This window comes from Streptomyces sp. NPDC048416 (assembly GCF_043200435.1).
Lineage (GTDB): Bacteria > Actinomycetota > Actinomycetes > Streptomycetales > Streptomycetaceae > Streptomyces.
This window is the reverse complement of the sequence record NZ_JBICXU010000002.1, coordinates 332,539-358,960: the sequence shown is the minus strand read 5'-3', so window position 1 is coordinate 358,960 and position 26,422 is coordinate 332,539. Positions and strand designations below refer to the sequence as shown.

General features: G+C 72.5%; 25 protein-coding genes. 10 read left to right on the top strand and 15 right to left on the bottom strand.

The annotated features are described in order from the left end of the window. Positions 1-40 precede the first annotated feature (40 nt). The 7 genes from moeZ to ACGFW5_RS04385 form a co-directional block, all read right to left on the bottom strand. Complete coding sequence (gene moeZ, locus ACGFW5_RS04415; protein WP_393832654.1) at positions 41-1,219, bottom strand: adenylyltransferase/sulfurtransferase MoeZ; 1,179 nt, start codon at positions 1,217-1,219, stop codon at positions 41-43. A 72-nt stretch (positions 1,220-1,291) separates the two neighbouring features. Continuing rightward, positions 1,292-2,068, bottom strand: a complete 777-nt coding sequence (locus ACGFW5_RS04410) for a spherulation-specific family 4 protein (protein WP_393832653.1) — start codon at positions 2,066-2,068, stop codon at positions 1,292-1,294. After that, positions 2,056-3,021 (bottom strand): NAD-dependent epimerase/dehydratase family protein, encoded by a 966-nt coding sequence (locus ACGFW5_RS04405; protein ID WP_393832652.1) that lies wholly within the window; start codon positions 3,019-3,021, stop codon positions 2,056-2,058. The genes ACGFW5_RS04410 and ACGFW5_RS04405 overlap by 13 nt, the downstream gene beginning before the upstream one ends. A gap of 145 nt (positions 3,022-3,166) precedes the next feature. Then, positions 3,167-4,438, bottom strand: coding sequence for a hypothetical protein (locus tag ACGFW5_RS04400; protein ID WP_393832651.1), 1,272 nt, complete (start codon positions 4,436-4,438; stop codon positions 3,167-3,169). Continuing rightward, a complete protein-coding gene (locus ACGFW5_RS04395; RefSeq protein ID WP_393832650.1) occupies positions 4,431-6,257 on the bottom strand; it encodes a DUF3492 domain-containing protein in 1,827 nt (608 codons plus the stop codon). The genes ACGFW5_RS04400 and ACGFW5_RS04395 overlap by 8 nt, the downstream gene beginning before the upstream one ends. 287 nt (positions 6,258-6,544) lie before the next feature. Then, on the bottom strand, positions 6,545-7,846 hold the full coding sequence (locus tag ACGFW5_RS04390; RefSeq protein ID WP_393832649.1) for a DUF3152 domain-containing protein: 1,302 nt from the start codon (positions 7,844-7,846) through the stop codon (positions 6,545-6,547). Between the two features lie 8 nt (positions 7,847-7,854). Beyond that, positions 7,855-8,850 (bottom strand): alpha/beta fold hydrolase, encoded by a 996-nt coding sequence (locus ACGFW5_RS04385; protein ID WP_393832648.1) that lies wholly within the window; start codon positions 8,848-8,850, stop codon positions 7,855-7,857. 136 nt (positions 8,851-8,986) lie between these two features. Between ACGFW5_RS04385 and ACGFW5_RS04380 the strand changes: the two genes are divergently transcribed. From ACGFW5_RS04380 to ACGFW5_RS04365, 4 genes are all read left to right on the top strand, one after another. Then, positions 8,987-9,208 carry a hypothetical protein gene (locus ACGFW5_RS04380; protein WP_393832647.1) on the top strand — a complete coding sequence of 74 codons (222 nt, stop codon included), beginning with the start codon at positions 8,987-8,989 and terminating at the stop codon, positions 9,206-9,208. 143 nt (positions 9,209-9,351) lie between these two features. Continuing rightward, entirely contained in the window at positions 9,352-9,993 is a 642-nt protein-coding gene (locus tag ACGFW5_RS04375; RefSeq protein WP_393832646.1) for a TetR/AcrR family transcriptional regulator, read from the top strand. 142 nt (positions 9,994-10,135) lie between these two features. Further along, positions 10,136-10,363 (top strand): DUF3107 domain-containing protein, encoded by a 228-nt coding sequence (locus ACGFW5_RS04370; RefSeq protein WP_120721528.1) that lies wholly within the window; start codon positions 10,136-10,138, stop codon positions 10,361-10,363. Between the two features lie 191 nt (positions 10,364-10,554). Beyond that, a complete protein-coding gene (locus ACGFW5_RS04365; protein WP_393832645.1) occupies positions 10,555-10,818 on the top strand; it encodes a hypothetical protein in 264 nt (87 codons plus the stop codon). Between the two features lie 71 nt (positions 10,819-10,889). On the opposite strand, the gene ACGFW5_RS04360 is transcribed toward ACGFW5_RS04365, so the two are convergent. Next, entirely contained in the window at positions 10,890-11,651 is a 762-nt protein-coding gene (locus ACGFW5_RS04360; RefSeq protein WP_393832644.1) for a ferritin-like fold-containing protein, read from the bottom strand. 333 nt (positions 11,652-11,984) lie between these two features. Here ACGFW5_RS04360 and ACGFW5_RS04355 point away from each other — a divergent pair, with 333 nt between their 5' ends. Further along, positions 11,985-14,558, top strand: coding sequence for a DEAD/DEAH box helicase (locus ACGFW5_RS04355; protein ID WP_393832734.1), 2,574 nt, complete (start codon positions 11,985-11,987; stop codon positions 14,556-14,558). 151 nt (positions 14,559-14,709) lie between these two features. Next, positions 14,710-15,585 (top strand): alpha/beta fold hydrolase, encoded by an 876-nt coding sequence (locus tag ACGFW5_RS04350; RefSeq protein WP_393832643.1) that lies wholly within the window; start codon positions 14,710-14,712, stop codon positions 15,583-15,585. A gap of 99 nt (positions 15,586-15,684) precedes the next feature. Here ACGFW5_RS04350 and ACGFW5_RS04345 read toward each other — a convergent pair whose 3' ends face one another. Continuing rightward, positions 15,685-16,605, bottom strand: a complete 921-nt coding sequence (locus ACGFW5_RS04345; protein ID WP_393832642.1) for an NYN domain-containing protein — start codon at positions 16,603-16,605, stop codon at positions 15,685-15,687. 275 nt (positions 16,606-16,880) lie between these two features. On the opposite strand from ACGFW5_RS04345, the gene ACGFW5_RS04340 reads away from it, so the two are divergent. Further along, a complete protein-coding gene (locus ACGFW5_RS04340; protein WP_393832641.1) occupies positions 16,881-17,033 on the top strand; it encodes a hypothetical protein in 153 nt (50 codons plus the stop codon). A gap of 159 nt (positions 17,034-17,192) precedes the next feature. Here ACGFW5_RS04340 and ACGFW5_RS04335 read toward each other — a convergent pair whose 3' ends face one another. The 3 genes from ACGFW5_RS04335 to ACGFW5_RS04325 form a co-directional block, all read right to left on the bottom strand. Next, entirely contained in the window at positions 17,193-17,798 is a 606-nt protein-coding gene (locus ACGFW5_RS04335; RefSeq protein WP_393832640.1) for a MarC family protein, read from the bottom strand. A gap of 170 nt (positions 17,799-17,968) precedes the next feature. Next, entirely contained in the window at positions 17,969-18,838 is an 870-nt protein-coding gene (locus ACGFW5_RS04330) for a PHP domain-containing protein (RefSeq protein WP_393832639.1), read from the bottom strand. A gap of 68 nt (positions 18,839-18,906) precedes the next feature. Further along, on the bottom strand, positions 18,907-19,545 hold the full coding sequence (locus ACGFW5_RS04325; protein WP_393832638.1) for a DUF6758 family protein: 639 nt from the start codon (positions 19,543-19,545) through the stop codon (positions 18,907-18,909). A 186-nt stretch (positions 19,546-19,731) separates the two neighbouring features. Between ACGFW5_RS04325 and ACGFW5_RS04320 the strand changes: the two genes are divergently transcribed. Continuing rightward, positions 19,732-20,979 carry an MFS transporter gene (locus ACGFW5_RS04320; protein WP_393832637.1) on the top strand — a complete coding sequence of 416 codons (1,248 nt, stop codon included), beginning with the start codon at positions 19,732-19,734 and terminating at the stop codon, positions 20,977-20,979. A 701-nt stretch (positions 20,980-21,680) separates the two neighbouring features. On the opposite strand, the gene ACGFW5_RS04315 is transcribed toward ACGFW5_RS04320, so the two are convergent. Then, entirely contained in the window at positions 21,681-22,265 is a 585-nt protein-coding gene (locus tag ACGFW5_RS04315; protein ID WP_393832636.1) for a suppressor of fused domain protein, read from the bottom strand. 483 nt (positions 22,266-22,748) lie between these two features. Here ACGFW5_RS04315 and ACGFW5_RS04310 point away from each other — a divergent pair, with 483 nt between their 5' ends. Beyond that, positions 22,749-23,966: a magnesium and cobalt transport protein CorA gene (locus ACGFW5_RS04310; protein ID WP_393832635.1), complete on the top strand. Its 1,218-nt coding sequence runs from the start codon at positions 22,749-22,751 to the stop codon at positions 23,964-23,966. An 86-nt stretch (positions 23,967-24,052) separates the two neighbouring features. Here the strand turns inward: ACGFW5_RS04310 and ACGFW5_RS04305 are convergent, their stop codons facing one another. Beyond that, on the bottom strand, positions 24,053-24,955 hold the full coding sequence (locus ACGFW5_RS04305) for a DMT family transporter (RefSeq protein ID WP_393832634.1): 903 nt from the start codon (positions 24,953-24,955) through the stop codon (positions 24,053-24,055). Positions 24,956-25,023: 68 nt separating this feature from the next. Between ACGFW5_RS04305 and ACGFW5_RS04300 the strand changes: the two genes are divergently transcribed. Further along, positions 25,024-25,533: a hypothetical protein gene (locus ACGFW5_RS04300; protein WP_393832633.1), complete on the top strand. Its 510-nt coding sequence runs from the start codon at positions 25,024-25,026 to the stop codon at positions 25,531-25,533. A gap of 96 nt (positions 25,534-25,629) precedes the next feature. On the opposite strand, the gene ACGFW5_RS04295 is transcribed toward ACGFW5_RS04300, so the two are convergent. After that, positions 25,630-26,376 (bottom strand): hypothetical protein, encoded by a 747-nt coding sequence (locus tag ACGFW5_RS04295; protein ID WP_393832632.1) that lies wholly within the window; start codon positions 26,374-26,376, stop codon positions 25,630-25,632. Positions 26,377-26,422 lie beyond the last annotated feature (46 nt).

The following is a 26,422-nucleotide window of genomic DNA, read 5'->3' as shown; positions in this document are numbered from 1 at the left end:
GCGGACGGCCCCACCGGCCCACGGTCGAAAGACCGGGCGTCTAGTAGATCGGCTTCTCGGGTTCGATCTGGTTGACCCAGCCGATCACGCCGCCGCCCACGTGCACCGCGTCCGAGAAGCCCGCGGACTTGAGGACCGCGAGGACCTCGGCCGAGCGGACGCCCGTCTTGCAGTGCAGGACGATGCGCTTGTCCTGGGGCATCGACTCCAGCGCCGTGCCCATCAGGAACTCGTTCTTCGGGATCAGCTTGGCGCCCGGGATCGAGACGATCTCGTACTCGTTCGGCTCACGGACGTCGATGATCTCGATCTTCTCGTCCGCGTCGATCCACTCCTTGAGCTGCTTGGGAGTGATCGTCGAGCCGAGGGCCGCCTCCTGGGCCTCCTCGGACACGACGCCGCAGAAGGCCTCGTAGTCGATGAGCTCGGTGACGGTCGGGTTCTCACCGCACACCGCGCAGTCGGGGTCCTTGCGGACCTTGACCTGGCGGTACTGCATCTCCAGGGCGTCGTAGATCATCAGGCGGCCGACCAGCGGCTCGCCGATGCCCGCGAGGAGCTTGATGGCCTCGTTGACCTGGATGGAGCCGATGGACGCGCACAGCACGCCGAGCACGCCGCCCTCGGCGCAGCTCGGGACCATGCCCGGCGGCGGGGGCTCGGGGTAGAGGCAGCGGTAGCACGGGCCGTGCTCGGACCAGAACACCGACGCCTGGCCGTCGAAGCGGTAGATCGAGCCCCACACGTACGGCTTGTTGAGCAGCACGCAGGCGTCGTTGACCAGGTAGCGGGTCGCGAAGTTGTCCGTGCCGTCGACGATCAGGTCGTACTGGCTGAAGATGTCCATCACGTTCTCGGCTTCGAGCCGTTCTTCGTGCAGGACCACGTTCACATACGGGTTGATGCCGAGCACGGAGTCACGTGCGGACTCCGCCTTGGAGCGGCCGATGTCGGCCTGGCTGTGGATGATCTGGCGCTGGAGGTTCGACTCGTCGACCTCGTCGAACTCCACGATGCCGAGCGTGCCGACACCGGCGGCGGCCAGGTACATCAGGGCCGGAGAGCCGAGACCGCCGGCGCCCACGGCGAGCACCTTGGCGTTCTTCAGCCGCTTCTGCCCGTCCATCCCGACGTCCGGGATGATCAGGTGGCGCGAATACCTGCGGACCTCGTCTACGGTGAGCTCAGCTGCTGGCTCGACCAGGGGTGGCAGCGACACGAGAACCTCAATTACCAGTCGGTCGGTATGTCAGTACGGTTGTTCTTGTCCGTAACACTGCCACGCCCCTTCTCATTCCGAGATAGCAGGTCCGATCCGCGAGACAATTTCGTCCCAGTAGCCGGGCAGCGTCTCGAACGGGTCGACAGTCCCCGTTCCGCGAGGGGCCCGATCGGCGCGGTCCGTGAAGAAGATCGTGCCCGCGCCCTGCCAGCGGGCGATCCGCAGCGCCTCCTCCAGATGGGTCCTCGGCACCCCGTGCACCAGGTGGCAGAAGCGCTCCGGCGGGTGGTCGGCGGTCCATTCGGCCACCTGTGACCAGCGGTAGTCACGCCATGGACCGGCGTAGGTGATCAGCTGGTCGGCCGTCTCGGCGTAGCCGGGGCAGGGGTGCGTGCCGTGCCCGAACACGAGGTGGGCGTCGTCCCGCAGGGAGCGCAGCGCATCGGCGGTGTACCGCATTCCGGGAAGCTCGTCCCGCCCTGTGGGACAGCGGTCCAGGAGGAAGCCGGCGACGCGGTACCAGTCGAGGTAGCGGTGTGCTTCGGAGATCTGCTCCGCGAGGGCGCGCGTGCCGTATGCCGTGTCGAGGTGGCCGAGCACCCGGATCCCGGCGTTGCGGAGTTTGCCGGCCGCTTCGAGGCAGTGCGGGTCGGGGCGGCTGCCGGGCCCGCCCGGGGCTCCGCCGGACACATTGAGCACCGCCCAGTGCAACGGCGTTCCCGGGCGCGTGAGTTCGGCCCATTCGACGGGGGCGACGAGCGGATGGGCGTACCCGGGGATCCCGAGGCCGAGCCGGTCGGCGCCGGTCGCCGCGCGCTGTCGTGCGGTCCGGGTCAGATGCGGCATGCCGCCTCCATCCAGATGTCGGCGAGCGATTCCTCCAGGTTGATCCGGGGCCGCCAGCCGAGCCGGTCGCGGGCGGTGCGCACATCGGCCTGCTGCCAGCTGCCGCAGCCGTCGGGGTACGGGGAGGGCGCGGCGAGGTGGTCGAGCCCGGCGTCGCCGGAGCGCGGTGAGCCGATGAGGCCTGCTCGCATGGACGGCGGCCCGTCCAGTTCGTGCAGGGCGCCCCCATAGCCGGCGACCCGGGCCAGGACCGCCGCCGCGTCGCGGAGCTTCACCGAGCGTCCGGTGCCGATGTTGACCACGCCCTGGGCGGCCGAGAGCGAGGCGGCGTGTACGGCCCGTGCCACATCGCGTACGTCGACGAAGTCCCGCTGCACTCCGAGCCCTCCGAGCTTCAGCTCTCCGTCGCCGGACTGCATGGCGCGGCGCATCGCCTCGGCGAGTCGGCCGAGCGGGGAGCCGGCCGGGGTGCCGGGCCCGACGGGCGAGAAGACGCGCAGCACGATCGCGTCGAGCCCTGAGCCGAGGACGAGTTCGGTCGCGGCGAGCTTGGAGACGCCGTACGGTCCCCCGGGGCGCGGCACCGCGTCCTCTGCGGTGGACGAGCCGGGCTGCGAGGGCCCGTACTCGGAGGCGCAGCCGATCTGCACCAGGCGGGCTCCGCAGCCGCTGCGGCGCAGGGCCTCGCAGACGGTGGCGACGGCGACGGTGTTGTGCCGGGTCAGTTCGCGGGCGCCGCCACGGATGGCCCCGGCGCAGTTGACGACGACTCCCGGGTGCACGGCGTCGAGGAAGCGGGTGAGGGCTCCCGGGCTGCCGGTGGCGAGGTCGAACCGTACGTCGGCGTCGTCGCCGCGCCCGAGGGCGGTGAGCTGGACGGCGGGGTCGGCGAGCAGGCGGTCGGCGACGAACCGGCCGAGGTATCCGTTGGCTCCGAGCAGCAGCACCCTCATCGCACGGTCCTTCCGTGCGGGCGGCGGGAGGCCGATGGCAGGGCGGTCATGTGTCGTTCTCCTTCAATGGCGTGCCGCCTGCTCCGTGATGTGGTCAGGCGGGTTCGGCGCTTCGGTGGAGTGGGCGCGTCGGTCATCGGGCGCCTCACTGGTCACAGTGGGCCGAGGCGCGGGCGAGGACCGCGGCGGCTCGGGCGAGCAGGGCGAGGGCGGCGGCGCCGCACACGGCGGCGGGCAGTACGCCTGCGCCCCAGTTCTGGACGGCGGTCGCGACGGGCCGGCCGATGAGGGTCAGACCGGGCAGGCGCCCGGTGAACACGCTGCACAGCGCGAGCAGTTCGGCGCCCGCGGCGGCCGCGAGGACCTTGGCCGCGGCGCGCGCGAATCCGTGTGCGGCGAGCAGCCGGGCGAGCCACAGCAGCATCCCGAGCGCGGCGGCTCCCGCGAACGGCCCTGCGCCGTAAGCGAGTTGACCGATCAGCAGGCATCCGCCGAGGCCGAGGGCGAACAGTGCCGCGGTCCCCAGGAGCAGCGGTCGTGAGCGTCCGGTGAACTCCGCGAGGCCCCGACTGGTCGCGAGCTTGCGGCGGGCCTGTACGGAGAAGAGATGGGCACACCACAGGGCGGGGACGACGGCGAACGCGAGGCCGGTGGCCGCCGCGGGGTCGAGCGGCCAGCCCCCGTCGGGGCCGCCGTGTACGGCGTCGGTGAGCAGCCCGTCACCGCCGACCGCGTACGCCGGCAGCCAGCCGGCGCAGAGGCGGACGGCCAGTCCCGCGCGCGGCCCCGCGCGCAGCGGGCCGCGTCGCAGGGCCAGGGTGAGGGCCGCCACGAAGGCCGCCGCACCCAGGGCGCCCACGGCAGGCCGGACCCCGCCGGCCGCGAGCCGGACGCCCGCCACGGTGAGGACGGCGACGGCGCCCGGCAGCAGCGCCCACAGCGCCCATCCGGCGGGCGAGGGCGTCAACTCCTGTGCGGCGGGGGCGGTTTCGGCGCCGCGTGGTACGCGGGCGTAGAGCTCTTCGGCGAGCGAGAAGACGTCGCGGTGCCTGAAGCGCGCGGCGGTGCGGTCGGTGACGCCGTGCGCTTCGAGTCCCGCCGCGATCTCCAGCGGGTCGACGGCCCGCTCGCAGAGTTCACGGTGGCGGTGCATGAGCGCCTTGACGGGGTCGGCGGGGCCCCGCCGGGCGGCACCGCGTCCCGTGCCGTTCTGGGCGGTGGCGGGGGCGGGGGTGGAGTCGGGGTCGGCGTCGGCGGCGGCGCGTCCGGTGACGTTCTCGGCGGAGGCGGAGGCGGGGTCGGCGGCTGTGCCGCGTCCGGTGTCGTTCTGGGCGGAGGCGACGGCGGAGGTGGGAGCGTCCTTCGGGCGGGCGTCCCGGGGGGCGCCGTCGGCCGGAGCGGCGGGGATGTCACGCACGCGCCTCTCCCTCCGCCACGACCTCTTCGGCTCCTGCGACGCCTGCGGCTGCTGCGGCCGCTGCGGCTCCTTCGGCTACCTCGGCTCCTTCGACCGCATCGCCGTCGAGGCGTTCCTGCGTCAGGAGGGCGGCCCGGCCGCCCGCCCGGCCGGGGCCCGGGCCGAGCGGGGCGGCCGGGCCGCGGGCCGCGGTCGGTGCCGCCCAGCGTCCGGGCACATGGGCCTCGGCGGGGTGGGCGAAGGGCTGCGGGGCGGCCGTCTCGTCGGCGCTTTCGCGGTGCACCGGGTTGTGCGACATGAGCTCCAGGTACATGCCGCGAAATGCCGCGAGGTTCTGCTCGACGGTGAACAGTTCGAGCGCGCGGGCCCGGGCGGCCGCGCCCAGGCGCGCGCGCCGTTCGGGGTCGCGCAGCAGCGCGAGGCAGGCGTCGGCGAGCGCGCGGGGGTTGCGCGGGGGCACCACGAGGCCCGTGCCGCCGATGACCTCGACGACCGCGCCGGTGTCGGTGGAGACGGTGGCCCGGCCGCAGAACATCGCCTCGACGAGGCTGATCGGGAAGCCCTCGACGACGCTCGACAGGACGACGACGCTTCCGGTGGCGTACGCGTCGGCGAGTTCGGGCGCCTCGGGGCCGCCGATCTCCTCGAACGAGACGGGGTTGTCGCCGACCGCGTGGGCGCCCGTTGCCTCGTCCGGGAAGAGCTGGGCGGCCAGCGCGCGGCAGTGGGCGAGGTAGCCGGCGGCCCCGGGGTCCTGGGCGGGCGCCGCGAACAGCCGCAGCCGGGCCGCCGGTTCGGCCTTGCGGACCCCGGCGAAGGCGTGCAGCAGGGCGATGAGGTCCTTGGCCGGCTCGATCCGCCCCACCCACACCAGGGTGTGCGGGTCCCCGTCGTACGCGCCCTCGCCCACCGCGTGGAACCGGTCGGCCGGCATGCCGGGATAGACGGTGCGCAGCTTGGCGCGGTCGGCGCCGCAGCGCTCCTGCCAGCGCCGGGCATGGGTGTTGCCGGGGGTGATGAGGTCGGCCCGCGCGTAGACCTCGGCGGCGAGACGGAGCTGGAAGCCGGCCTGCAACGCCCGTACGGGAGCGGCGAGTTGGGCGTTGGCGAGGTACTGGGCGCGCAGCTGGACGCCGTACTCGGTGACCAGGAGCGGGACCCCGCAGAAGCGTTTGGCCAGGAGCCCGGGCAAAGCCGCCCGGCCGCCGGACGTGGCATGGCCGAGATCGACCGAGCCGAGGGCGTCGTCGCCGTACCAGTCGAGTGAGAGCGGGCGCAGGGCGCGTTCGAGGAGGCCCGCGAAGGCGAGGTGGTCGGGTACGCGGGCGGCCCGTACGGCACGGTTCGCGCCCGGCGCGCGGCAGGCGGCCTCCAGGATGCGGACGGCCGCCTCCGAGCGCAGCGCACCGCCGAGCCCGCCGTGGTCCCGGGCGAGGGCGGCGAGTCCGTAGAGCCCGTCGGCGAAGCCCTCGCCGCCCGGCTCCCCCGGGGCCGCCGGGCGCTGGGCGCAGATCGCCGTGGCCAGCAGCGCGAAGTGCGCGGCGAACTCCCGGCGTTCACGCCGTCCGTAGCCCCGCGCCTCGGCGCGCCCCCGGCCGGTGCGGCGCTCTTCGGCCGGGGCCCGGAGCGGGGCGGTGCGCACCTGGCGCACCTGGGGCGGCAGCGGGACAAGGCCCCGTTCCTCCTGGCCGGCGCTCCGGCTCAGCGCGTATATGTCGAACTCGTGCCGCGCGAGCCCGCGCACGAGCCGGTCGCACCACAGCCTCGACTCGCCGGTCGTGTACGGATAACCGCCATCCGTGAGCAGTCCGATCCGCATGTGCGCACCCCCGATCTCCCTTGTGGGCGGCCACCGTTGGCAACGGCGACTCGCAGCGGGGACGAACGTATGCGGATATGCCGATGACGCGACGGACGGTTGTCCATCGCGCCACCAGAAGGGGTGAATGCACGTAACTTTCCCGACCCGGTGGCGTTCGGTGGCGCTACGGGGCGATGTGCTCACGGATGGTCACGTCGGGGCCGCTTCTCGCGGGCGCCGCGGGGAGGAGGGGCCCCTCCGCGCGCCCCCGCGCGCCACCGGCCGCCCGCTGCGCACGCTCCCCGTCAGCCTTCGGGGTACACCCACGGGTTGGCCAGGCACTTGATGCCGTTCAGGTCCAGGGTCTTGGTCTGCTGCTGCATCACCGGGGCGAGCGTGCCGGCCGTGCGGCAGCTCTCGTGGTCGTGCCCGAGCCGGTGGCCGACCTCGTGGTTGATGAGCATCTGCCGGTACGCGTGGATCGCCGCGTCGCCGAAGGTCACCGAGCCCCGCGCCCACCGGTAGGCGTTGATCATCACCCGGTTGGTGGCGGCGGAGTCGCAGGAGACGTTGTCCTCCAGGGTGTCGAGCCCCGACTTGGCGCACCAGGTGCCGGTGGTCCCCGGGCTCGCCAGCGTGATCACGAAGTCCGGCTTGTCCGTGGAGACCCGGGCGAACGTCATCTTCCCCGCGTGCGACCAGCTGCGGTCGTCGTTGAGGGTCTTCTGGACGGCCTCGGCGAAGAGCGCGCCGTCCAGGCCGAGCCCCTGCTCCACGTCGACCCGGTAGTGGTAGACGTGCCCCTTGCCGGGCGCCGCGTCGGACCCTGGCACGGGCTCGAAGCGTCCCGACGCGGTGAGCTTGGGGTCGAGCGGGAACAGCTGGGCCATCTTCTGGTCGTACGTCGCGACCGCCGGCGCCACTTGGGGGGTGGAGCGCCCGCCGCCCCGCGAGGCGGAACCGTCGTCGTCCCGCGCCTTGTCGCTCGCGGACTGGTGGGCGACGTCGTGCTTGCCGCCGTCGGACGTGACCTGTCCTGCGACGACGACCGCGAGCACGGTGGTAACCGCGGCGGCCGCGATCCCGGTGTACGTCCGCCCCTTGGACACCTTGCCGGCCCCGCCCGCGGTGCCGGAGCCCTTGGCGTCCTCGCTCCGGGCGCCGGGCACAAGCGTGTCGGGCCCGTCCGGGGGGCCGTCCTTCGGGAGCGGCGCCGGCGCGGGGACTTGGACGGTGCGGCGCGGGCCGGAGCCGGCGGCCCCGGGCCCGTCGAAGGCGTCGGTGTAGGAGCGGCGCGGCCCCGGGATGCGGGCCGCCCCGCCGACGGGGCGCTGCTGCACCGGGTAGGGCCTGCCGTGCCGGTCGGGCGCCCCGCCCGCGCGCTCGCCCTCGCGGTGCTGGGGGTGTCCGCCGCGTACCTGCGCGGTGCCGAAGGCGGGGGTGCCCGGCCCGTGGTGCTGGGCGGGCCCTTCGCCGGGGACGTCGCGCCTGCGCCGTCCGCCTCCGGAAGGCCCGGCCTGCTCCTGCTGCCCGGTGCCCGGCGCCCCGGGTGCTTCGGGTATCGGCTCCGCGCCGCCGGAGCCCTTGGGTCGGCTGTGTCGTCCCACGCCCCGGATCAGCTCCTGTTGTCTCGGTCGTCGCCGCGGCGTCCGCCGCCGCTGTTCTCTTCGATCAGTTCCCGCACGGCCTGGGCGACCGTCTCGGGGTACTCCATCATCGCCACGTGCCCGCCGTCGGGCAGCGTGAGGAGGCGCGAGTCGCGGAAGGCGGCCGCCGCCCGGCGGGCCATCCGGAACGAGACGAGCTGGTCGCGCGCCCCGTACACCAGCAGCGTCGGCGCGAGCACCCGCTCCGCCTGCCGCCACAGACCGTGCTGGCCGCCCAGGGTGTAGGCGTCTACGATGCCACGGGCCGTGCGGGCCATCGCATCCCAGAAGTACGGCAGTTGGAGACGTCGCTCCATCTCGTGGACGGCGGCCTCGAAGCCCTCCGGGCTCACCCGGGCCGGGTCGCCGTAACAGAGCGCCATCACTCCCCTGGTACGGTCCTCCGCGCTCCAGCCCCTGGTCAGCCGGGCGAACAGGGAGGCCACGCCGGGCAGCGCGTCCAGCGCGGTCGGCCAGGCGTTGCGCTGGACGCGGATCTCCGGCAGCGCGGGCGAGATGAGTGTCAGGGTGCGCACCAGGTCGGGGCGTACGGCCGCGACGCGGGTCGACACGGCGCCGCCGAGGGAGTTGCCGACGAGGTGGACCGGGCCGCGCCCGGAGGCGTCGAGCAGACGGATCACGGCGCGGGCGTGCCCGGTGAGCGAGTAGTTGCCGTCGTCCGGCGGCGGGGAGTCCCCGAATCCGGGCAGATCGAGCGCCTCGCCGTCGAGCCGGTCCGCGAGCAGCGCCATCAGCGCCGACCAGTTCTGCGAGGAGCCGCCGAGCCCGTGGACGTACAGCGCGGGTTCGAGGCCGGGTGCGGCGCCGGGCCGGGACCGCACGTGCAGGGTGAGGCCCGGCAGGCTCACACAACGCATCTCCTCGCCCTCGGCCACCCGGACCGCGCTCACCCGTGGCGCCAGGGCGGCAGCGGCGGGGGTTTCCGGCAGCTCGGTCGAAGACATGCGGGCAATGTTACGAGACGATCACACCGTGGTTCATGTGTTCGCCGTCACAGGCCGTATAGCGACTTGCCCGGGGAACTCCTAGGCTCGTAAGGAAGCCCCCGAAGCACTCGAAGTGGACGAAAAGGGAGCAGTCATGCCGGTCGATCCCAGCGATCCGGAAACCTTCCAAGAAGAAGACGAGACCTCCACCGAGCTGCCCGAGGAGACCCCCGAGGCGGACGCGGCCGAGCAGCACAGGGATGTACGGCCGAGCCGCGACGACCCGCTGACCCGCGTCGACCCGGGTGCCGCCAACGAGGCGGACGCCGCCGAACAGGCACGCGTGGTCGCGCTCGACGAGGACGACTACCGGTGATGTGGGCGGGTTCCTGCCCATACCTCCGGCTACCCAGCGCGTCCGGTCCGTGAAATTCTGCGTTCGCACCGCGCACAGCCGGGTTACCCAAAAGTACGATGGCGGCGCGTGCATCGCGCACGAGAACAACTTTGGGAGGCGGCGTGACAGCCATCGAGCAGACCGAGGCGGCGCGCCCGCGAGGCACGCGTCTGCCGCGCCGGGCCCGCCGCAATCAGCTCCTGGGCGCGGCCCAGGAAGTCTTCGTCGCGCAGGGTTACCACGCGGCCGCCATGGACGACATCGCGGAGCGCGCGGGCGTCTCCAAGCCGGTGCTCTACCAGCACTTCCCCGGCAAGCTCGACCTGTACCTGGCCCTCCTCGACCAGCACTGCGAGTCACTGCTCCACGCGGTCCGCACCGCGCTGGCGTCGACCTCGGACAACAAGCTCCGCGTCGCCGCGACGATGGACGCCTACTTCGCGTACGTCGAGGACGAGGGCGGCGCGTTCCGTCTGGTCTTCGAGTCGGACCTGACCAACGAGCCCGCCGTGCGCGAGCGCGTGGACCGGGTCAGCCTCCAGTGCGCGGAAGCCATCTCCGACGTCATCGCCGAGGACACCGGCCTGTCCAAGGACGAGTCGATGCTGCTCGCCGTCGGCCTGGGCGGAGTGTCCCAGGTGGTGGCCCGCTACTGGCTCTCCAGCGAGTCGACCATCCCCCGCGACAAGGCGGTCACGCTGCTCACCTCGCTGGCCTGGCGCGGCATCGCGGGCTTCCCGCTGCACGGCACCGAGGGGCACTGAAACGCCCCTCGCGCGCTCATTCCTGGATTCTGTTCGCTCCTGGCGTTCAGCGGCGGGCCGTTCCAGGTCCCCTCTCCGGGCTAATGTGTGCAGCGTACGGCGCGGCTGACCGCGCACCGCACGAGGTCGGAGGGACATAGCCGTGGAGGTCAAGATCGGCGTGCAGCACGCACCCCGGGAGATCGTTCTGGAGAGCGGGCAGTCCGCCGAAGAGGTCGAGAGCGCGGTTGCCGACGCCCTCGCCGGCAAGGCGCAGCTGCTCAGCCTCACGGACGACAAGGGTCGCAAGGTCCTGGTACCGGCCGACAAGATCGCATACGTGGAAATCGGCGAACCGGCGGTCCGCCGCGTGGGCTTCGGCGCGCTGTAGTACACCGGACACCACACAAGGGGTGCCACCCGTTCGCACGGGTGGCACCCCTTGTGCATGCCCGCGGCGCGTTCCCCCGGGGGTCCCTTGGCGTATTGCTTCCTCCCAGTGAGGGGAGGGTTGCGTTCCGCGAGCCTCGGGTAGGACGGCTGTGACCGGTTCCGCCCTGGCCACCCTGGGAGGCGACGTACATGCTTCTGGAAGCCCTCGGCTCCGTACTGCTGGGATTCGCGCTCGCGTGGGCCGCCGCCGCCCGGCTGCCCCACCGGCTGCCCGACCGCCGCCTCGTGCTGGCCGCGGGCCCGCTCGCCGCCCTCTTCGGCGCCTTCCTGACCCACTCGGCGATCGGCCCCGGCCACGGCGTGACCACCGTGCTCGGCGCCGTGTTCGTCGCGGCCGTCCTGCTCTCGCTGCTGCTGCGCCCCACGCGCCGCCTGCGCCGGTCGGCGGCGTAGGCGGCATCGGTGAACCGGCGGAGCCGGATGGACTGACGGATCGTCACCACCCGGGCGCCGAGCGCCGGTGATTACGCGGCGAGCCCCAGAGCCGCCATCCGCTTGGTGTGGGCCTTGGTGATCCGGGTGAACATCTCGCCCACCGCAGCGAGATCGAAGCCCGCGGCCACGCCGTCCACCCCGCCGACCAGCATCGTGGAGAGCGCGTCGCGCTCGGCGACCACCCGCTGGGCCTGCGACAGCGCCTCCCCCATCAGCCGGCGCGCCCACAGCGCGAGCCGCCCGCCGACCCGCGGGTCCGCGTCGATCGCCGCGCGCACCTTCTCCACGGCGAAGTTGCCGTGCCCGGTGTCGTCGAGGACGGCGAGCACCAGGGAGCGGGTGTCGGAGTCCAGGTGGCTGGCGACCTCGCGGTAGAAGTCGCTCGCGATCGAGTCGCCCACGTACGCCTTGACCAGGCCCTCCAGCCAGTCCGATGGCGCGGTCTGGTGATGGAAGTCATCCAGGGCCTTGGCGAACGGCTCCATGGCGGCCGTCGGCTCGGCGTCGATCTGCGCGAGCCGGTCCCGCAACCGCTCGAAGTGCAGGAACTCCGAGGAGGCCATCTTCGCCAGCTCGGCCTTGTCCGCGAGGGACGGCGCCAGCTTCGCGTCGTCGGCAAGCCGCTCGAAGGCCGCGAGCTCGCCGTAGGCGAGGGCGCCGAGGAGGTCCACCACCGCCGCGCGGTACTGCGGAACCGCGGAGGCCGCCTCCCAGTCCTGGGCGGCGATGCCGGTGCGCTCGGGCTCCGGAGTGGTTTCTTCGGCCGTAGTGGCGTGCTCAGACGTCTCCATAAGCCGCACAATAGCCCGCCCGGGACAGGGTGTAAGGGCCTACTCGATCACACCCGCCGCACCCGCCTCGCGAATTCTCCCAACACACATGCGCGAATCCGGGGTACAGTGGTAATGCGCCTGCCGAGTATGTCGACGGGCTGCACGAATGAGGATGCCCGGTCGGTTCCCCGGTCGGCTCCGACCCGACAGCCCTCCGCAGGGCACGTTTCCCCACGTGTCACCGAAGAGGGATCCCTCAGCGGCACGAGCGCTTGAGCGACGGCAGTGGTCCCGCGCCACCCGGCAATCCGATCGAAATCTGATCTCCGCCGGACGAAATGGGCACGGTAGATCCGCCGCGTTCGCCTCCGTACCGCGTCTCACAGAAGAGGCAGCACCCTGACTACGTTCCGAGAGCTCGGGATCCTTCCCGAGACCGCCGAAGCCCTTGAAGCCGTCGGCATCGTGTCCCCGTTCCCCATCCAGGAGCTGACGCTCCCGGTCGCGCTCTCCGGCGCCGACATCATCGGCCAGGCCAAGACCGGCACCGGCAAGACGCTCGGCTTCGGCCTTCCGCTCCTTGAGCGCGTCACCGTCCCCGCCGACGTCGAGGCGGGCCGTGCCACGCCGGACAAGCTCACCAACACCCCGCAGGCCCTCGTCGTCGTCCCGACACGCGAGCTGTGCCAGCAGGTCACCAACGACCTCCTTACCGCGGGCAAGGTCCGTAACGTCCGCGTCCTTGCCATCTACGGCGGCCGGGCCTACGAGCCGCAGGTCGAGGCGCTGAAGAAGGGCGTCGACGTGATCGTCGGCACCCCGGGCCGGCTGCTGGACCTGGCGGGCCAGCGCAAGCTCGACCTGTCCCACGTCAAGGCCCTCGTCCTCGACGAGGCCGACGAAATGCTCGACCTCGGCTTCCTGCCGGACGTCGAGAAGATCATCCAGCACCTGCCGCCCAAGCGTCAGACCATGCTGTTCTCCGCGACCATGCCGGGCGCCGTCATCGGCCTCGCCCGCCGCTACATGTCGCAGCCCACGCACATCCGCGCCACGTCGCCGGACGACGAGGGCACGACGGTCGCCAACACCGAGCAGTTCGTCTACCGCGCCCACTCCATGGACAAGCCGGAGATGGTCGCGCGCATCCTTCAGGCCGAGGGCCGCGGACTCGCGATGATCTTCTGCCGCACCAAGCGCACCGCCGCCGACATCGCCGAGCAGCTCGCCAAGCGCGGCTTCGCCTCCGGCGCGGTGCACGGCGACCTCGGCCAGGGCGCCCGCGAGCAGGCGCTGCGCGCCTTCCGCAACGGCAAGGTCGACGTGCTCGTCTGCACCGACGTCGCCGCTCGCGGCATCGACGTCGAAGGCGTCACGCACGTCATCAACTACCAGTCGCCCGAGGAGGAGAAGACCTACCTCCACCGCATCGGCCGCACCGGCCGCGCGGGCAAGAAGGGCATCGCGATCACGCTGGTCGACTGGGACGACATCCCGCGCTGGCAGCTGATCAACAAGGCGCTCGACCTGAAGTTCCCGGACCCGCCGGAGACGTACTCGACGTCTCCGCACCTGTTCGAGGAGCTGAGGATCCCGGCGGGCACGAAGGGCGTTCTGCCCCGCGGCTCCCGTACCCGCGCCGGCCTCGCGGCCGAAGAGGTCGAGGACCTGGGCGAGACCGGTGGGCGCGGGCGCAAGTCCGCCGCGGCGGCTCCCGTCGTCACCGAGGAGCGCCCTGAGCGTACGCGGACGCCGCGTCAGCGTCGCCGCACCCGCGGCGGCTCGCACTCGGACGCCGCAGAGACCACGGCCGCGCCCGTCGCGGCGCCGGTCGCCGAGCCCGTCGAGACGGGTTCAGAGCCGCGTACCCCGCGTCGTCGTCGCCGTGCCCGGGTGGGTGCGCCGTCGGCCGCGCCGCAGGCCGCCGCAGCGCCGGTGACCGAGACCGCGCCCGCCGCCGCCGTCGCCCTCGCTGAGAAGGCCGTCGCGCAGGTCAAGGCCGAGCCCGTCGTCGCGCAGGTCAAGGCCCAGCCCCGTCGTCGTCCGGCGCCGGTCGTCGAGACCGTGGCCGCGCCGGTCGAGGCCAAGGCGCGTCGTCGTCGGGTGCGCAAGCCCGATGCGGCCTCCGAGGTCGGTTTCATGACGCCGGAGTCGGCCGCTCTTGAGCTGGCCAGGGCCGCGAAGGCCGCGACCACCGCCGCGATGAACGTCGTCGCCGATGCTCCGGCCGCCGTCGTGGCGGAGGAAGCCCCGGCGAAGCAGCGGCGGACCCGGGCGAGGAAGGCTGCCGAGCCCGTCGTCGAGACGGTCGAGGCCCCTGCCGCACCGCGCCGGACCCGGGCGAAGAATGCCGCCGAAGCCGTCGTCGAGACGGTCGAGACCGCCCCCGTCGCCCCGGCCGAGGCCCCCGAAGCCCCGGCCAAGCCCCGCCGCACCCGCGCCAAGAAGGCCGCCGAGCCCGTCGTCGAGACGACCGAGGCCCCTGCCGCACCGCGCCGCACCCGGGCCAAGAAGGCCGCCGAAGCCGTCGTCGAGACGGTCGAGGCCGCCCCCGTCGCCCCGGCCGAGGCCCCCGAAGCCCCGGCCAAGCCCCGCCGCACCCGCGCCAAGAAGGCCGCCGAAGCCGTCGTGGAGACGGTCGAGGCCCCTGCCGCACCGCGCCGCGCCCGCGCCAAGAAGGTCGCCGAAGCCGTCGTCGAGACGGTCGAGGCCGCTGAAGCTCCTGCCGCGCCGCGCCGGACCCGGGCCAAGAAGGCCGTGGAGGTCGCCCCCGAGGCGGCTGCCGAGGCCGAGGCTCCGGTGAAGCCGCGCCGCACCCGCAAGAAGGCCGCCGAGGCCGTCGTCGAGCCGGCCGAGGCCGTCGAGGCTCCGGCCAAGCCCCGCCGCACCCGCGCCAAGAAGGCGGCGGTCGCGCCGGAGGCGTAACCAGCACCACGCGAACGGCCCGGTCCCCCCTCGGGGGTGCCGGGCCGTTCGCGTGCCCGCCGCGGGATCTCGTACGGGCTCCCGACCGGGCGCGGCAGTGGGGCCTGGAGGGCCCGGTGGGCCCGCTGGGCAGGGCGGATACGCTCTACTCATGAGTAAGCCGCGCTCCCTCGACCTCCCCGCGCGTACACGTGCGTACCGGCTCGGCACGCCGCGCCAGGAGTTCGCGGTGCTCGATTCGCGACCCGGCGGGCAGGCGCGCGGGACCGTGCTCCTGGTGCCCGGCTACACCGGAAGCAAGGAGGACTTCCTCGCCCTCCTCGATCCGCTTGCGGACGCCGGTTACCGGGCCGTGGCCGTCGACGGGCGCGGGCAGTTCGAGAGCCCGGGGCCCCGGCGCCTCTCCGCGTACACCCCGCGCGCCCTCGGCGGCGACGTCCTGGCGCAGGTCGCCGCGCTGGGCGAGGGACCCGTCCATCTCGTCGGGCACTCCTTCGGCGGTTTCGTGGCCCGGTCCGCGGCCCGCCTCGACCCGACGGCCTTCCGTTCGCTGACGCTGCTCTCCTCCGGGCCCGGCCGGGTCGGACCGGAGCAGCGCACCAAGATCCGCATGCTTCAGGCGGCGCTGCCCGTGCTGCCGCCGTCGTGGGTGTGGGCGGTGACGCAGTGGCTCGACGGCAGGGACCCGGTCTACGTCGCCGACCCGCCCGAGATCGTGGCGTTCCTCGGACGACGCTGGTTCAGCACTCAGCCCGCCCAACTCATCGCAACGGGGCGGCAGTTGAGGATCGAGCCGGACCGCACGGAGGGGCTGGCCCGGCTGCCGCTGCCGCTGCACGTCGCGTACGGGGACGGAGAGAAGGTGTGGACGGTGGAGGAGCTGGCGCACATGGCCCGCAGCATCGGCGCCCGCCACACCGTGCTCCGCGGCGCCGACCACTCCCCCAATGTGTCCCACCCCAAGGAACTGACCGCCGCTCTGACGGAGTTCTGGACGACGATGTGCGGGGCGCCCGGCACGGAGTAGCCGGGGGCGCGGGGAACCGCGCGAGGAGCGGCCACGACCCGCAGACGAACCGGGTTCACAGGCACAGCGGACACAACGGGCACAGGGGTCACAGGGTGCTCAGTACTGGCCCTGCAAGTGCTGCCAGAACCCGTCCCGCAGCGCCCGGCGCAGGTCCGCGTGGCCGCGCAGCGAGTACTGGAGCAGCCGTTCCGCCTCGATGAGGAGGTCCTGGTCGACCGGGCCCGGCAGATAGGGATGGCCGGGCAGGAGGTCGGCGAGGGCGGCGCGGCCGCGCTCGGAGAGCCAGGTCGCCGCGATCCGGGCCCCGACGAAGCGCACGTCCTCGCGGCTCGGCGCGGGCCCCTCCCGCTCGTACATCGTGACGGGGCGCCGGGTGACGTACGGCTTGCAGAATTCGAGGTCGAAGGTGCGCTGGCTGTCGACCTCCCAGAGCAGCGGCTCCGCCTGGTTGCGCCCTTCGGCGGCCTCGATGCCCCAGAGGTGGACGCGGGCGCCGTACCCCTGCGCGGCCTCGACGGCCGAGACGAGGTCTTCGTCGCCGCCGATCAGCGCGGCGTCGCTGATCGCCCGGTGTCTGGCCAGTGATTCCAGGTCGGAGCGGATCAGCGAGTCGACGCCCTTCTGCTGGTTGTTGGCGTTCAGGTTGCCGAGCCGCACCTTGACGTCGGGGAGCTCGGCGATCGACTGCTGTTCGGTGGTGTGGATGCGGCGGCGGGCGCCGTCGTACCAGTAGACGCGGAGCAGCCGGCTGTCCGCGAAGATCGTGCGGGCCTTGTCGATGAAGGCTTCGATCAGCCCTTCCGCGTCGAGGTCGAAGGAGCGGCGGTCCTCGGTGCCGGTGACGAGGAGCCCGGCGGCCGCGTAGACATAGCCGGCGTCGACGAAGATCGCGTGCGTGGAGGGCGTCTTCGCGACCTCGGCGAGCATGCGCTGAAGCAGCTCGTTGGCGCGGTCGAGCTTGCGGTCCAGCTGGGCGGCGATGCCGTGGAGCGCCTGGGGTTCCTGGGAGTCGTCCATACGCTCCCCATTGTCCGCGCCGTGACGGACGGGGCACAACCGGGCACATGCGGTCGCCGCCGGGGCCCGGTCCTTAGCAACTCGAAAAATTTCCTTAGCGTAGGGAATGTTTGCTGGAGGCAACTCGTTACTCCTACGGAACGTGGTGCACAGCAGCCCCGCAATCCACTCTTAACGGGCGGGCAACCGCCTTGACGCCTCGCCGGGGCAGGCTGAGTATCAGCACCCCGCACCAGTAGTTCTCCTAGCAGGAGGATCAGACGAAGGGAGAAGCCATGCGCTTCGAAATCATGCGCCTGGACGACGTCGACGGCATCGCCGTTGACAGCACCGTCGTGGACGCCGCCTCCGTCAACCGGATCGTGCAGCAGGCCGCCGCAATGGGCCAGCGCATCTACATCCGCCCGGCCGAATCCACGGCCTCGTAACGCGTTAGAGGTAGTGCCCCCGCGAGCCGACGACCGGCCGCGGGTGCCGTATGCAGGAAGCGCCCCCGTACAGAGGTACGGGGGCGCTTCGGTCTGTACGGGGCCGCGCGACGGCCCGGGACGGCCCGCACTGCGCCGCACCGGGGCGCTCCGGGGGTGTCAGTTGGCGTGGATGACCTGGGTGATGCCGTTGATGATCTGCTGGACCGCCAGGGCGGAGAGCATCATGCCGGCGAGCCTGGTCACCAGGACCACGCCGCCGTCCTTGATGACGCGGATGATCAGCAGCGAGTACCGCATGGTCACGTACAGCACGACGTGGATCGCGATGATCGCGGCCCAGACCGAGACCTGCCCCGACACCGAGTCGTGGTTCTGGACGGCCAGGATCACCTGGACGATCGCGCCGGGCCCGGCGAGCAGCGGCATGCCGAGCGGCACGAGTGCGACGTTGACGTCCTTGGTCTGCTTGGGCTCGTCGGTCTTGCCGGTGAGCAGGTCGAGCGCGATCAGGAGCAGCAGCAGCCCGCCCGCGATCATCAGGGCGGGGACGTCGATGTGCAGATACGTCAGGATCTGGTGTCCGACGAGCCCGAAGAGCGTGATCACTCCGAGCGCGACGGCGGCGGCCTGCCAGGCCATCCTGCGCTGGACCTTGGCCGCCCGGCCGGCGGTCAGCGCGAGGAAGATCGGCGTGATGCCGGGGGGATCCATGATGACGAACAGAGTGAGGAAGAGGGAGCCGAAGACGGCGGCGTCGAACACGGTGAGCCTTGCAGGATGAGGGATGTACGGAGGAGGGCAGGCGCCGCGTGCCGCGCGGGGCCGGCCGGGCCCGGCCACCGTCAGCGCACGCGGGCGTGCCGGACGGAGGTTCGGGGAGCAGGGGATGGTGCCGGGGATGGCACCCCGGACGGCGGACGGGACGGATCCCGCTACGGGCGGTCGCTTCCGCCCGCGCCCGGCACGGGGAAGGCCCCTGTGGCGCGCCGGGTGATCTCGCCGTAGATCTCGGGGTCGGTGGTGAACTCCCCGAGCCGCACGGTCTTGCGGCTGCCGTGGTAGTCGCTGGAGCCGGTGGTCAGCAGGCCGAGCTCGTCCGCGATGGCGCGCAGCCGGGCCCGGGTGGGTGCGTCGTGGTCGGTGTGGTCGACCTCTATGCCGTCGAGTCCCGCGGCCGCGAGCTCGGCGATCACCGACTCGGGCACGACCTGGCCGCGCTTGACCGCGAGCGGGTGGGCGAACACGGTGACGCCACCGGCGGCCTTGACCAGCCGGATCGCGTCGAACGGGTCGAGCTCGTGCTTGCCGACGTAGGCGCGGCCGCCGTCGGCCAGCCAGTCGGGCACGAAGGCGTCGGAGACGGAGGCGACGACGCCGAGTTCGACCAGCGCCTCGGCCACGTGGGGGCGGCCCACCGAGCCGTCGCCCGCGATGCGCGCGACCTGTTCCCAGGTGACGGGCACGCCGAGCTCCTGGAGCTTGGTGACCATGCCCTGGGCGCGCGGCACCCGGTCGTCCCGTACGAGCTCGCGCTCGCGGGAGAGCTCGGGCTCCTCGGGGTCGAAGAGATAGGCCAGCATGTGCAGGCCGATGCCGTCGATGCGGCAGGAGAGTTCGGCGCCGGTGACGAGGGTGAGGTCGAGGTCCGGGAGCGCGGCGACGGCCTGCGCGTACCCGCGGGTCGTGTCGTGGTCGGTCAGCGCGACCACGTCGAGCCCGGCGGCCGCTGCGTTGCGGACCAGCTCGGCGGGGGTGTCCGTGCCGTCCGAAGCCGTGGAGTGGGTGTGCAGATCGATGCGCACGACGCGTACTCCAGGGCATAAGGGGCGGATCAGGGGGACAGCCAAGGATAACCGCCCGGCCCTCTCCCTCAGGACAGGATGCGCGGGGTGAGGGCCCCGCACGGCACCAGTTCGACCTCGGCGCCCGCGTCGCGCAGATCGGTCAGGACGAGCTCGTCGTACATGAGAAGCCCGGACTGCTCCGGCCACACGATCGCCCACAGCCACAGGCCGCGTGCCTCGCCCGCGAAGACCGCGCGGTCGTCCGGCGTCCGCGTGACGTGCCACAGCGGGGTCGGCCGGCCGGCCGCGAGGACCTTGCTGTGCGGGGGCTTGTCGACGCTCATGTACGGCCCGGGGTCGGGTCCTTCGATGCCCGCGTAGCGCGCGCCGAGCCCGACGCCCAGTTCCTCGGCCACCAGGATCAGCTCCCCCAGGCCGCCCAGCGGCCCGGGGCCCGAGCAGGCGACGGCGGTCGCCCGGCCGCCGGTACGGTCGTCACCCGCGTACCCGACGCCCGTGAACAGCCAGCCCACCGGCAGCGGCCAGGGCATCCACACCGGCACCTGCGCCCGGCGCACGACGACCTCAAGGCCCTCGACGCTCGGCGGGAGCACCGGCTGGAGCGGATGGACCGGGCCGTGGGCATCGCACTGCCAGGTATCGGCGAAGAGACCGGGCGCCCTGACCCGGCCTCCGCACTTCGGGCAACTGGGTTCGCCCCTCATAGGGCCCCACGCTCCTCCCCGCCCGTCGCCCCGTCAAGGACGATCACCCGTCCGGAGGGCGCCGCGCCCGTCGGCACCCCGGAACAGAAAAGTAGTTTCATGTTGCATTCATTAGCTTGGCTAAGTTATTGTGTGTAGTGCGCAACGATCTTGTGACCACACCCTCCACCGGAAGCGGGAGCAGCCATGCGGCAAGGAAAGGACCCTCTCGACGACGGCGCGGGAGCCGGCAGCGTCAGCCTGCTGCGTCAGCCCAAGGCGGTCTGGGCGACCGCGGGCGCGTCCGTCGTCGCCTTCATGGGCATCGGCCTAGTCGACCCGATCCTGCCCTCCATCGCCAAGGGCCTGGACGCCACACCCAGCCAGGTGTCCCTGCTCTTCACCTCGTACTTCCTGATCACAGCCGTCGCCATGCTGGTCACGGGATTCGTCTCCAGCCGCATCGGTGGCAAGAAGACGCTCCTGGCGGGCCTCGCCCTGGTGGTCGTCTTCGCCGCGCTCGCGGGCACCTCCAACTCGGTCGCCGAGCTCGTCGGCTTCCGGGCGGGCTGGGGGCTCGGCAACGCGCTCTTCGTCTCCACCGCGCTCGCCGTCATCGTGGGCGCCGCGGCCGGCGGGAGCGCCGCGGCGATCCTGCTGTACGAGTCCGCGCTCGGGCTCGGCATGGCCTGCGGACCGCTGGTCGGCGCGATCCTCGGCGACATGAAGTGGCGCTACCCGTTCTTCGGCACGGCGGCGCTCATGGCGATCGGCTTCGTCGCGATCACGGTGTTCCTGAAGGAGCAGCCCAAGCCGGCGCGCAAGACCTCGCTGCTCGATCCGGTCAAGGCGCTCGGCCACGGCGGCCTGGCCTCGGCGGCGGCGTCCGCCTTCTTCTACAACTACGCGTTCTTCACGGTCCTGGCCTTCACGCCGTTCGTCCTGAACATGTCGCCGTACAAATCGGGCGGTGTGTTCTTCGCCTGGGGCGTGCTGCTCGCGGTGTTCTCGGTGCTCGTCGCGCCGCGGCTCCAGAAGCGGTTCGGCTCGCTGAAGGTGCTCGGGGGATCGCTGGTGCTGCTCGCCGCCGACCTCGTCGTCCTCGGCTACGGCAACCACGCCACCGCCGTCACGGCGACCGTCGCGTCCGGCGCGTTCATCGGCCTCAACAACACGGTGTACACGGAGCTGGCGCTCGGCGTCTCCGACGCGCCTCGGCCGGTGGCGAGCGCGGGCTACAACTTCGTGCGGTGGTTCGCGGCGGCCGCGGCGCCGTACTTCGCGCCGAAGATCGAGGAGTGGAGCGACATTCACGTCCCGTTCGTGGTGGCGGCCGTCGCGGCGGTGCTCGGCGCGGTGATCGTGTGGGTCCGCCGTGGATCGCTCACGCACGAGGCGGAGGGGCTTGGGCCGGCGCATGCGGCCGAGGACGGCGTGTCCGCCTTCGCAACCTGAGCGCCCATCCCCCACCCCTCCGGCTGCTCGGTACGGGCCAGCGCGGCCTCCCCCAGCCCCTCCGGCTGCTCGGCTCCGGGCGGCACGGCATCCGTTCAGCCCCTCCGGCTGCTCAGTGCTGGGTAGCGCGGCCACCCCCAACCCCTCCGACTGCTCGGTACCGGGTAGCGCGGCCTCCTCCAGCCCCTCCGGCTGCTCGGCTCCGGGCAGCGCGGCCTCCCCCCAGCCCTCCGGCTGCTCCGTACCGGGCGACATGGCCATCCTCAGCCCGTCCGGCGATTGAGGACGAGCGCCGTTCAGGCGCGGCGGGGTCTGGGGCGCAGCCCCAGGGGTCCTCGCCTTTCGAGTGCGGACCGTGCGGGACTGATCGCGCAGTTCCCCGCGCCCCTTAGGTGCCCAGTGCCGACCCGCGTCGGGATCCTCAGCCCGCCCCGGCTGTTCGGTGCCGGGCGGCACGGGCCACCTCAGCCCGTCCGGCGATTGAGGACGAGCGCCGTTCAGGCGCGGCGGGGTCTGGGGCGCAGCCCAGAGGCCCGGCCTTCACGTGCGGACCGTGCGTGGCCGGGCGCGCAGTTCCCCGCGCCCCTGGCGGCACTGGCACAGACCCGCATCCCCAGCCCCAACCCCCCGCGGCACTGGCGCAGACCCGCACCCCCAGCCCCCGGCCGCGCCGGCGCCGCCCCGCATCGAGATGCGAGATGTCAGTCCAGCGGCACGGACTTGCGCAGCGGGTCCCGCAGGTCCGTGCCGTGGGACAGCCAGCGCTCCTGGAGCTCCTGCGCACCCCGCACCCGCTTCCACGCCGCCTCATTCGTGGTCATGGGCAGCAGCGGCAGGAAGCGGACCGGGTCCATCGGGGCGTCCAGGTCCAGGTCCTCGACCAGGCCGCCCGGCTCCGCGACGAGGACGGAGGTGAACGGGGCGCCCGGCCACAGTGGTTCGCCCGTGTCGAGCGAGGCGCCGGGGGCCACCACCAGGCCCTCCACCTGCGGGGAGGCGGCGAGCACCGCGAGTGCGCGGAGCACCTTGTCGGTGTCGGCGAGTCCCACGCGCACGGAAAGGATCAGTTCGGCGCGCGGACCCTTCACCGGATCGGCGAGCGCCGACGTCGGGTCGGCCATCGGCTGGGCGGACATGCCGAGGGTCGCGTACCGGACGATGTCGCCGTCGGTGAACCGCAGCACCTCGATCCGGTCCGTACCGAGAAAGGTGACCGCGGCGCGCGCGTCCGGCTCGCCCAGCGCGGTGCGCAGCCGGGCCTCGACCAGAGCAAGAACATCAACCATGGGCCGAGCATAGAAGGCGTATGCAAGCGGCAAAGACGGGGCTTGACGTGACGGCGGGCTGATAGTCTTGGCCGCTGTTCGGGACAGCAGGAAGTTCCCCACGGGGGACCGGCTGGAGGAGGTGGGGCTGCGATGGATCGAAGTCGGCCTGGCAGTACCAACCGCTCTTCCGCACGGCTGCGTTGTTCCCAGTGATCTGAGTTCTCGGTGATCCGAGAGCCTGTTTACCCGGCCCACGCGCCCGGAAACACCTGAACCTCATGGCGTTTCGCCCAACGGAAGAGCACATCGCCTCGCCCCGTCCGTTTCAGTAGCGAACGCCGTCCACGCGTGCCCCTGTGGTGCCGCCCGCTTTGCGAACGTGTGCAATCGACGCCTTCCGGGGTGATCCGCCCCTTGGTCTCCTTCGCCGCAGCACGTCCCCATTCCGGGCAGTTCCAGAGCGTCACGCCCTACGACGGCCCTCCGTGAAGGAGTCCTGCCATGTCGATGATCCGTGACCTGCGTGCCGTGGTCCGCCCCGCGCTGCGCAAGACCAGCGCCCCGTACAACGGCTACGACACCACCCGCGACCCGTCGGCGAGCAGTGCCGTCGTCGACTGCGCGGTCTACCGCGACGGGCAGCGCGTGCAGCCCGCCGAGTGCGCCGGAGCCCGCCCCGCCCAGTCCCCGTCCCACCAGTCCGCGTCCAGTCAGTCCGCGTCCAGTCAGTCCCCGTCCAGCCAGTCCGCGCAGGAGGCCGGATGCCTGACGCCGCGGGAGGCGATGCGCCGGGTGCGCGAGGACGGGGGCTTCGCCTGGATCGGCCTGCACGAGCCGACCGAGGCCGAATTCGCCGGTATCGCGGCCGAGTTCGGGCTCCACCCGCTCGCCGTGGAGGACGCGGTCCACGCCCACCAGCGCCCGAAGCTGGAACGCTACGACGACACCCTGTTCACCGTCTTCAAGACGATCCACTACGTGGAGCACGCCGAGCTCACCGCGACCAGCGAGGTCGTGGAGACCGGCGAGGTGATGTGCTTCACCGGCCGGGACTTCGTCATCACCGTCCGGCACGGCGGCCAGGGCTCGCTGCGCGCGCTGCGCAACCGCCTCCAGGGCGATCCGGAACTCCTCGCCAAGGGCCCGTCCGCCGTGCTCCACGCCATCGCCGACCAGGTGGTCGACGGATATCTGGCGGTCGTGGACGCGGTGCAGGACGACATCGACGAGGTCGAGATCGAGGTGTTCTCGGCGCCGGCCAAGGGCAGCCCGCGCGGTGTGGACGCCGGCCGGATCTACCAACTCAAGCGTGAGGTACTGGAGTTCAAGCGCGCCGTCTCGCCGCTGTTGCGGCCGATGCAGCTGCTCAGCGAGCGCCCTATGCGGCTGGTCGACCCCGACATCCAGAAGTACTTCCGTGACGTGGCCGACCACCTCGCCCGGGTACAGGAGCAGGTCATCGGCTTCGACGAACTGCTCAACTCGATCCTCCAGGCCAACCTCGCGCAGGCCTCGGTCGCCCAGAACGAGGACATGCGCAAGATCACGTCCTGGGCGGCGATCATCGCCGTACCGACGATGGTGTGCGGCGTGTACGGCATGAACTTCGACCACATGCCGGAGCTGCACTGGAAGTACGGCTACCCCATCTCGATGGGCCTGGTGGCGGTGGCCTGCTTCGTCATCCACCGCACCCTGAAGCGCAACGGCTGGCTCTGAAGCCCTAGGGGGTGTCTGGTGGATCATGGCCGGGGGTGCGGCGCCTGGCACGGCACCCTGACCGACCCTGATCCACCAGACACCCCCTAGGCCCTGCTCGCCCGTACGACGAGGGCGAGCCCGGCCAGGATCACGAGCAGCGCCGGGTAGGCGAGGACCGGCGGCTGCTGGCCGAGCCAGAGGGCCGCGATGAGGGCGGCGCCGGGGGTTTCGAGCAGGATCGCCGTCGAGGTGACGGACGCGCCCAGACTCGCCACCACCCGGTTGAGCAGCGAGTGCCCAAGGAGCTGGGCGGCGAGGGTGAGCACACCGAGCTTCAGCCAGGTCGCGCCGTCGTACGCGGTGAGTTCGGCCCCGCTGACGAGCGCGGCCGTCAGGAGCCCGGCGGCGGCCGTGCCGTAGCAGAGGTAGGTGTACGGAACGGTGTCCACGGTTCTGCGGACCTCGGCGCCGAGCAGCACATACCCGGCGGCCGCGATGCCACCGCCGAGGGCCAGCGCGTCGCCCGCGAGTGCGCGCGGCGACAGGCTGAGGTCGACGCCGGTGAGCATCACGACGCCGACGCAGGCGGCCAGGGTGCCGGCCCACACCAGGGCCGGGGGGCGGTGACCGCGCAGGCGCAGCGCGATGGTCGTCCAGATCGGGGTGGTGGTGCACAGCGCGGTCGAGGAGGCGACGGACGTCATGCTCAGGCTCGGCAGCCACAGCCCGAAGTGCAGTGCGAGCAGGGCGCCCGCGCCGATGGTCAGGCCCACCTCGCGCCGGGTCAGCGCGCGCAGCCTGGCCCGGTACTTGAACCAGGCCACCGGCGTGAGCGCGCCGACCGCGAGGGCGTTGCGCCAGAACGCGATGGCGAGCGCGGGCGCGGCGGTCGCCGCGATGAGCGGCGCGGACAGCGAGACGCTGGCGATGGCGACCCCGAGCAGGACGACGTCGATACGGGGGACGGCCGCGAGCTGCGGCGCCGGTTCGGTGGCGGTGGTGGTCACCCCCGCAGAGTAAGGGGCATGGGGCGATTACGGAACTGACTATTCCCCCGGGCCTCTACTGTGGTGCCATGACGCAGACGTTGCTCGACGAGGCCCTTGTCGAGGAGGCCACCAAGAAGTCCGGGCTCATCTGGGTGCGCGGCACCGGGGTGCCCGAGCGCGCCCTGTGGCACGCCTGGATCGACGGAGCGGCGTACGTCGTGGGCGGCGGCCCGGGCGAGCAGCCACTCGACGGGCTGGCCGACGGCGGCACGGCGCAGGTGCTGGTCCGCTCCAAGGACAAGGGTGGGCGTCTGGTGGCCTGGACGGCCCGCGTCCGCGAGATCCCGCCGGGCTCCCCCGCGTGGGACACGGCGGTGGCGGAGCTGAAGGGCAAGCGGCTCAACGCGCCCGACGGCGAGGCGATGCCGGCGCGCTGGGCGGCCGAGTGCCGCCTGCTGGGCCTGACGCCGCAAGGCTCCCTCGAACCCGCCCCGGACGGCTCGCTCGCCGCGGCCCCGGTCGCCTCCCCCGCCACGACGCGACACCCGGTCCCGGCCGCGCTGCCCAAGCTGCTGTTCCGACGCAAACGCCGCTGAGCCGGGCCGGGCGCCCTACAGGGGCGCGGGGAACTGCGCGGGTGCCCCAGCACGGTCCGCAGACGAAAGCGGCACGTTCCGCAGACGAAAGGCCCGCTACGTCGCAGGGAGCTGCTTGCCGTAGTCCACCGTCGCATCCTTCGCCGGCGGCGCAAGCGCGAAGTCCTTGTTCCAGTCGGCCAGTTCGAGGACACCCGCCCGGCCGGCCCGCTCGAAGCGCAGCGGGTAGGGCGTGCCCTGGAGGGCGACGTCCAGGGTGCCGCCCTCGCCGTCCTTGCCCGCCTCGATCCGTACCGTACGGACCGAGCCGACCTCGGAGTGGTCGCCCTTGGACAGCGTGCCCTGAAGGCCGAGCATGCCCTTGAGCAGTACCGCCTTCTCGGTGAACCCGCGCAGCTGCTGGTAGGCGGGGTCACCCGACGGCACCTTGACGTACTTGTCGTCGAGCTTGCCCGCGGCCGAGGCCCCGCCCCCCGACTCGCTGTGCGACCAGAACCCGGCGTCCGCCTTCAGGAACAGGTCCTCCCCGACCCGCAGCAGCCCGAACGTGCTCTTCTGCGAGGTGACGGTGCCCGTACCGCCGCTGCCCTTCAGCCTCATGTCGATCCTGTACGAGCCGCCCTTGCTGACCAGCGTCCCCGACAGGCGCACCGCGTCGGCGCCGTCGGCCGCGGTCCGCGCCTTGTTCTCGATCTCGGGGGCGGACAGCTTCCCGACGCCGTTGGTCCCCTCGTCCGGGTCCGAGCCGCACGCGGTGAGCGCCGCGGCGAGTCCCGCGCACAGCACGACGGGCAGGGCGGCCCGGCGGGCCCGTACCCGCGGGGACCAGGGGGATGAGGTCACCTGCGCACTGCCTCTCACATGGATGTAGGGGGACGGCAGACCGCAC

Bases quoted from the DNA above. Each gene is read 5' to 3' on its own strand.
- ACGFW5_RS04410 (WP_393832653.1), bottom strand. From the start codon at position 2,068: ATGCCGCATCTGACCCGGACCGCACGACAGCGCGCGGCGACCGGCGCC.
- ACGFW5_RS04405 (WP_393832652.1), bottom strand. From the start codon at position 3,021: ATGAGGGTGCTGCTGCTCGGAGCCAACGGATACCTCGGCCGGTTCGTC.
- ACGFW5_RS04395 (WP_393832650.1), bottom strand. From the start codon at position 6,257: ATGCGGATCGGACTGCTCACGGATGGCGGTTATCCGTACACGACCGGC.
- ACGFW5_RS04385 (WP_393832648.1), bottom strand. From the start codon at position 8,850: ATGTCTTCGACCGAGCTGCCGGAAACCCCCGCCGCTGCCGCCCTGGCG.
- ACGFW5_RS04380 (WP_393832647.1), top strand. From the start codon at position 8,987: ATGCCGGTCGATCCCAGCGATCCGGAAACCTTCCAAGAAGAAGACGAG.
- ACGFW5_RS04365 (WP_393832645.1), top strand. From the start codon at position 10,555: ATGCTTCTGGAAGCCCTCGGCTCCGTACTGCTGGGATTCGCGCTCGCG.
- ACGFW5_RS04360 (WP_393832644.1), bottom strand. From the start codon at position 11,651: ATGGAGACGTCTGAGCACGCCACTACGGCCGAAGAAACCACTCCGGAG.
- ACGFW5_RS04350 (WP_393832643.1), top strand. From the start codon at position 14,710: ATGAGTAAGCCGCGCTCCCTCGACCTCCCCGCGCGTACACGTGCGTAC.
- ACGFW5_RS04345 (WP_393832642.1), bottom strand. From the start codon at position 16,605: ATGGACGACTCCCAGGAACCCCAGGCGCTCCACGGCATCGCCGCCCAG.
- ACGFW5_RS04340 (WP_393832641.1), top strand. From the start codon at position 16,881: ATGCGCTTCGAAATCATGCGCCTGGACGACGTCGACGGCATCGCCGTT.
- ACGFW5_RS04325 (WP_393832638.1), bottom strand. From the start codon at position 19,545: ATGAGGGGCGAACCCAGTTGCCCGAAGTGCGGAGGCCGGGTCAGGGCG.
- ACGFW5_RS04320 (WP_393832637.1), top strand. From the start codon at position 19,732: ATGCGGCAAGGAAAGGACCCTCTCGACGACGGCGCGGGAGCCGGCAGC.
- ACGFW5_RS04315 (WP_393832636.1), bottom strand. From the start codon at position 22,265: ATGGTTGATGTTCTTGCTCTGGTCGAGGCCCGGCTGCGCACCGCGCTG.
- ACGFW5_RS04310 (WP_393832635.1), top strand. From the start codon at position 22,749: ATGTCGATGATCCGTGACCTGCGTGCCGTGGTCCGCCCCGCGCTGCGC.
- ACGFW5_RS04300 (WP_393832633.1), top strand. From the start codon at position 25,024: ATGACGCAGACGTTGCTCGACGAGGCCCTTGTCGAGGAGGCCACCAAG.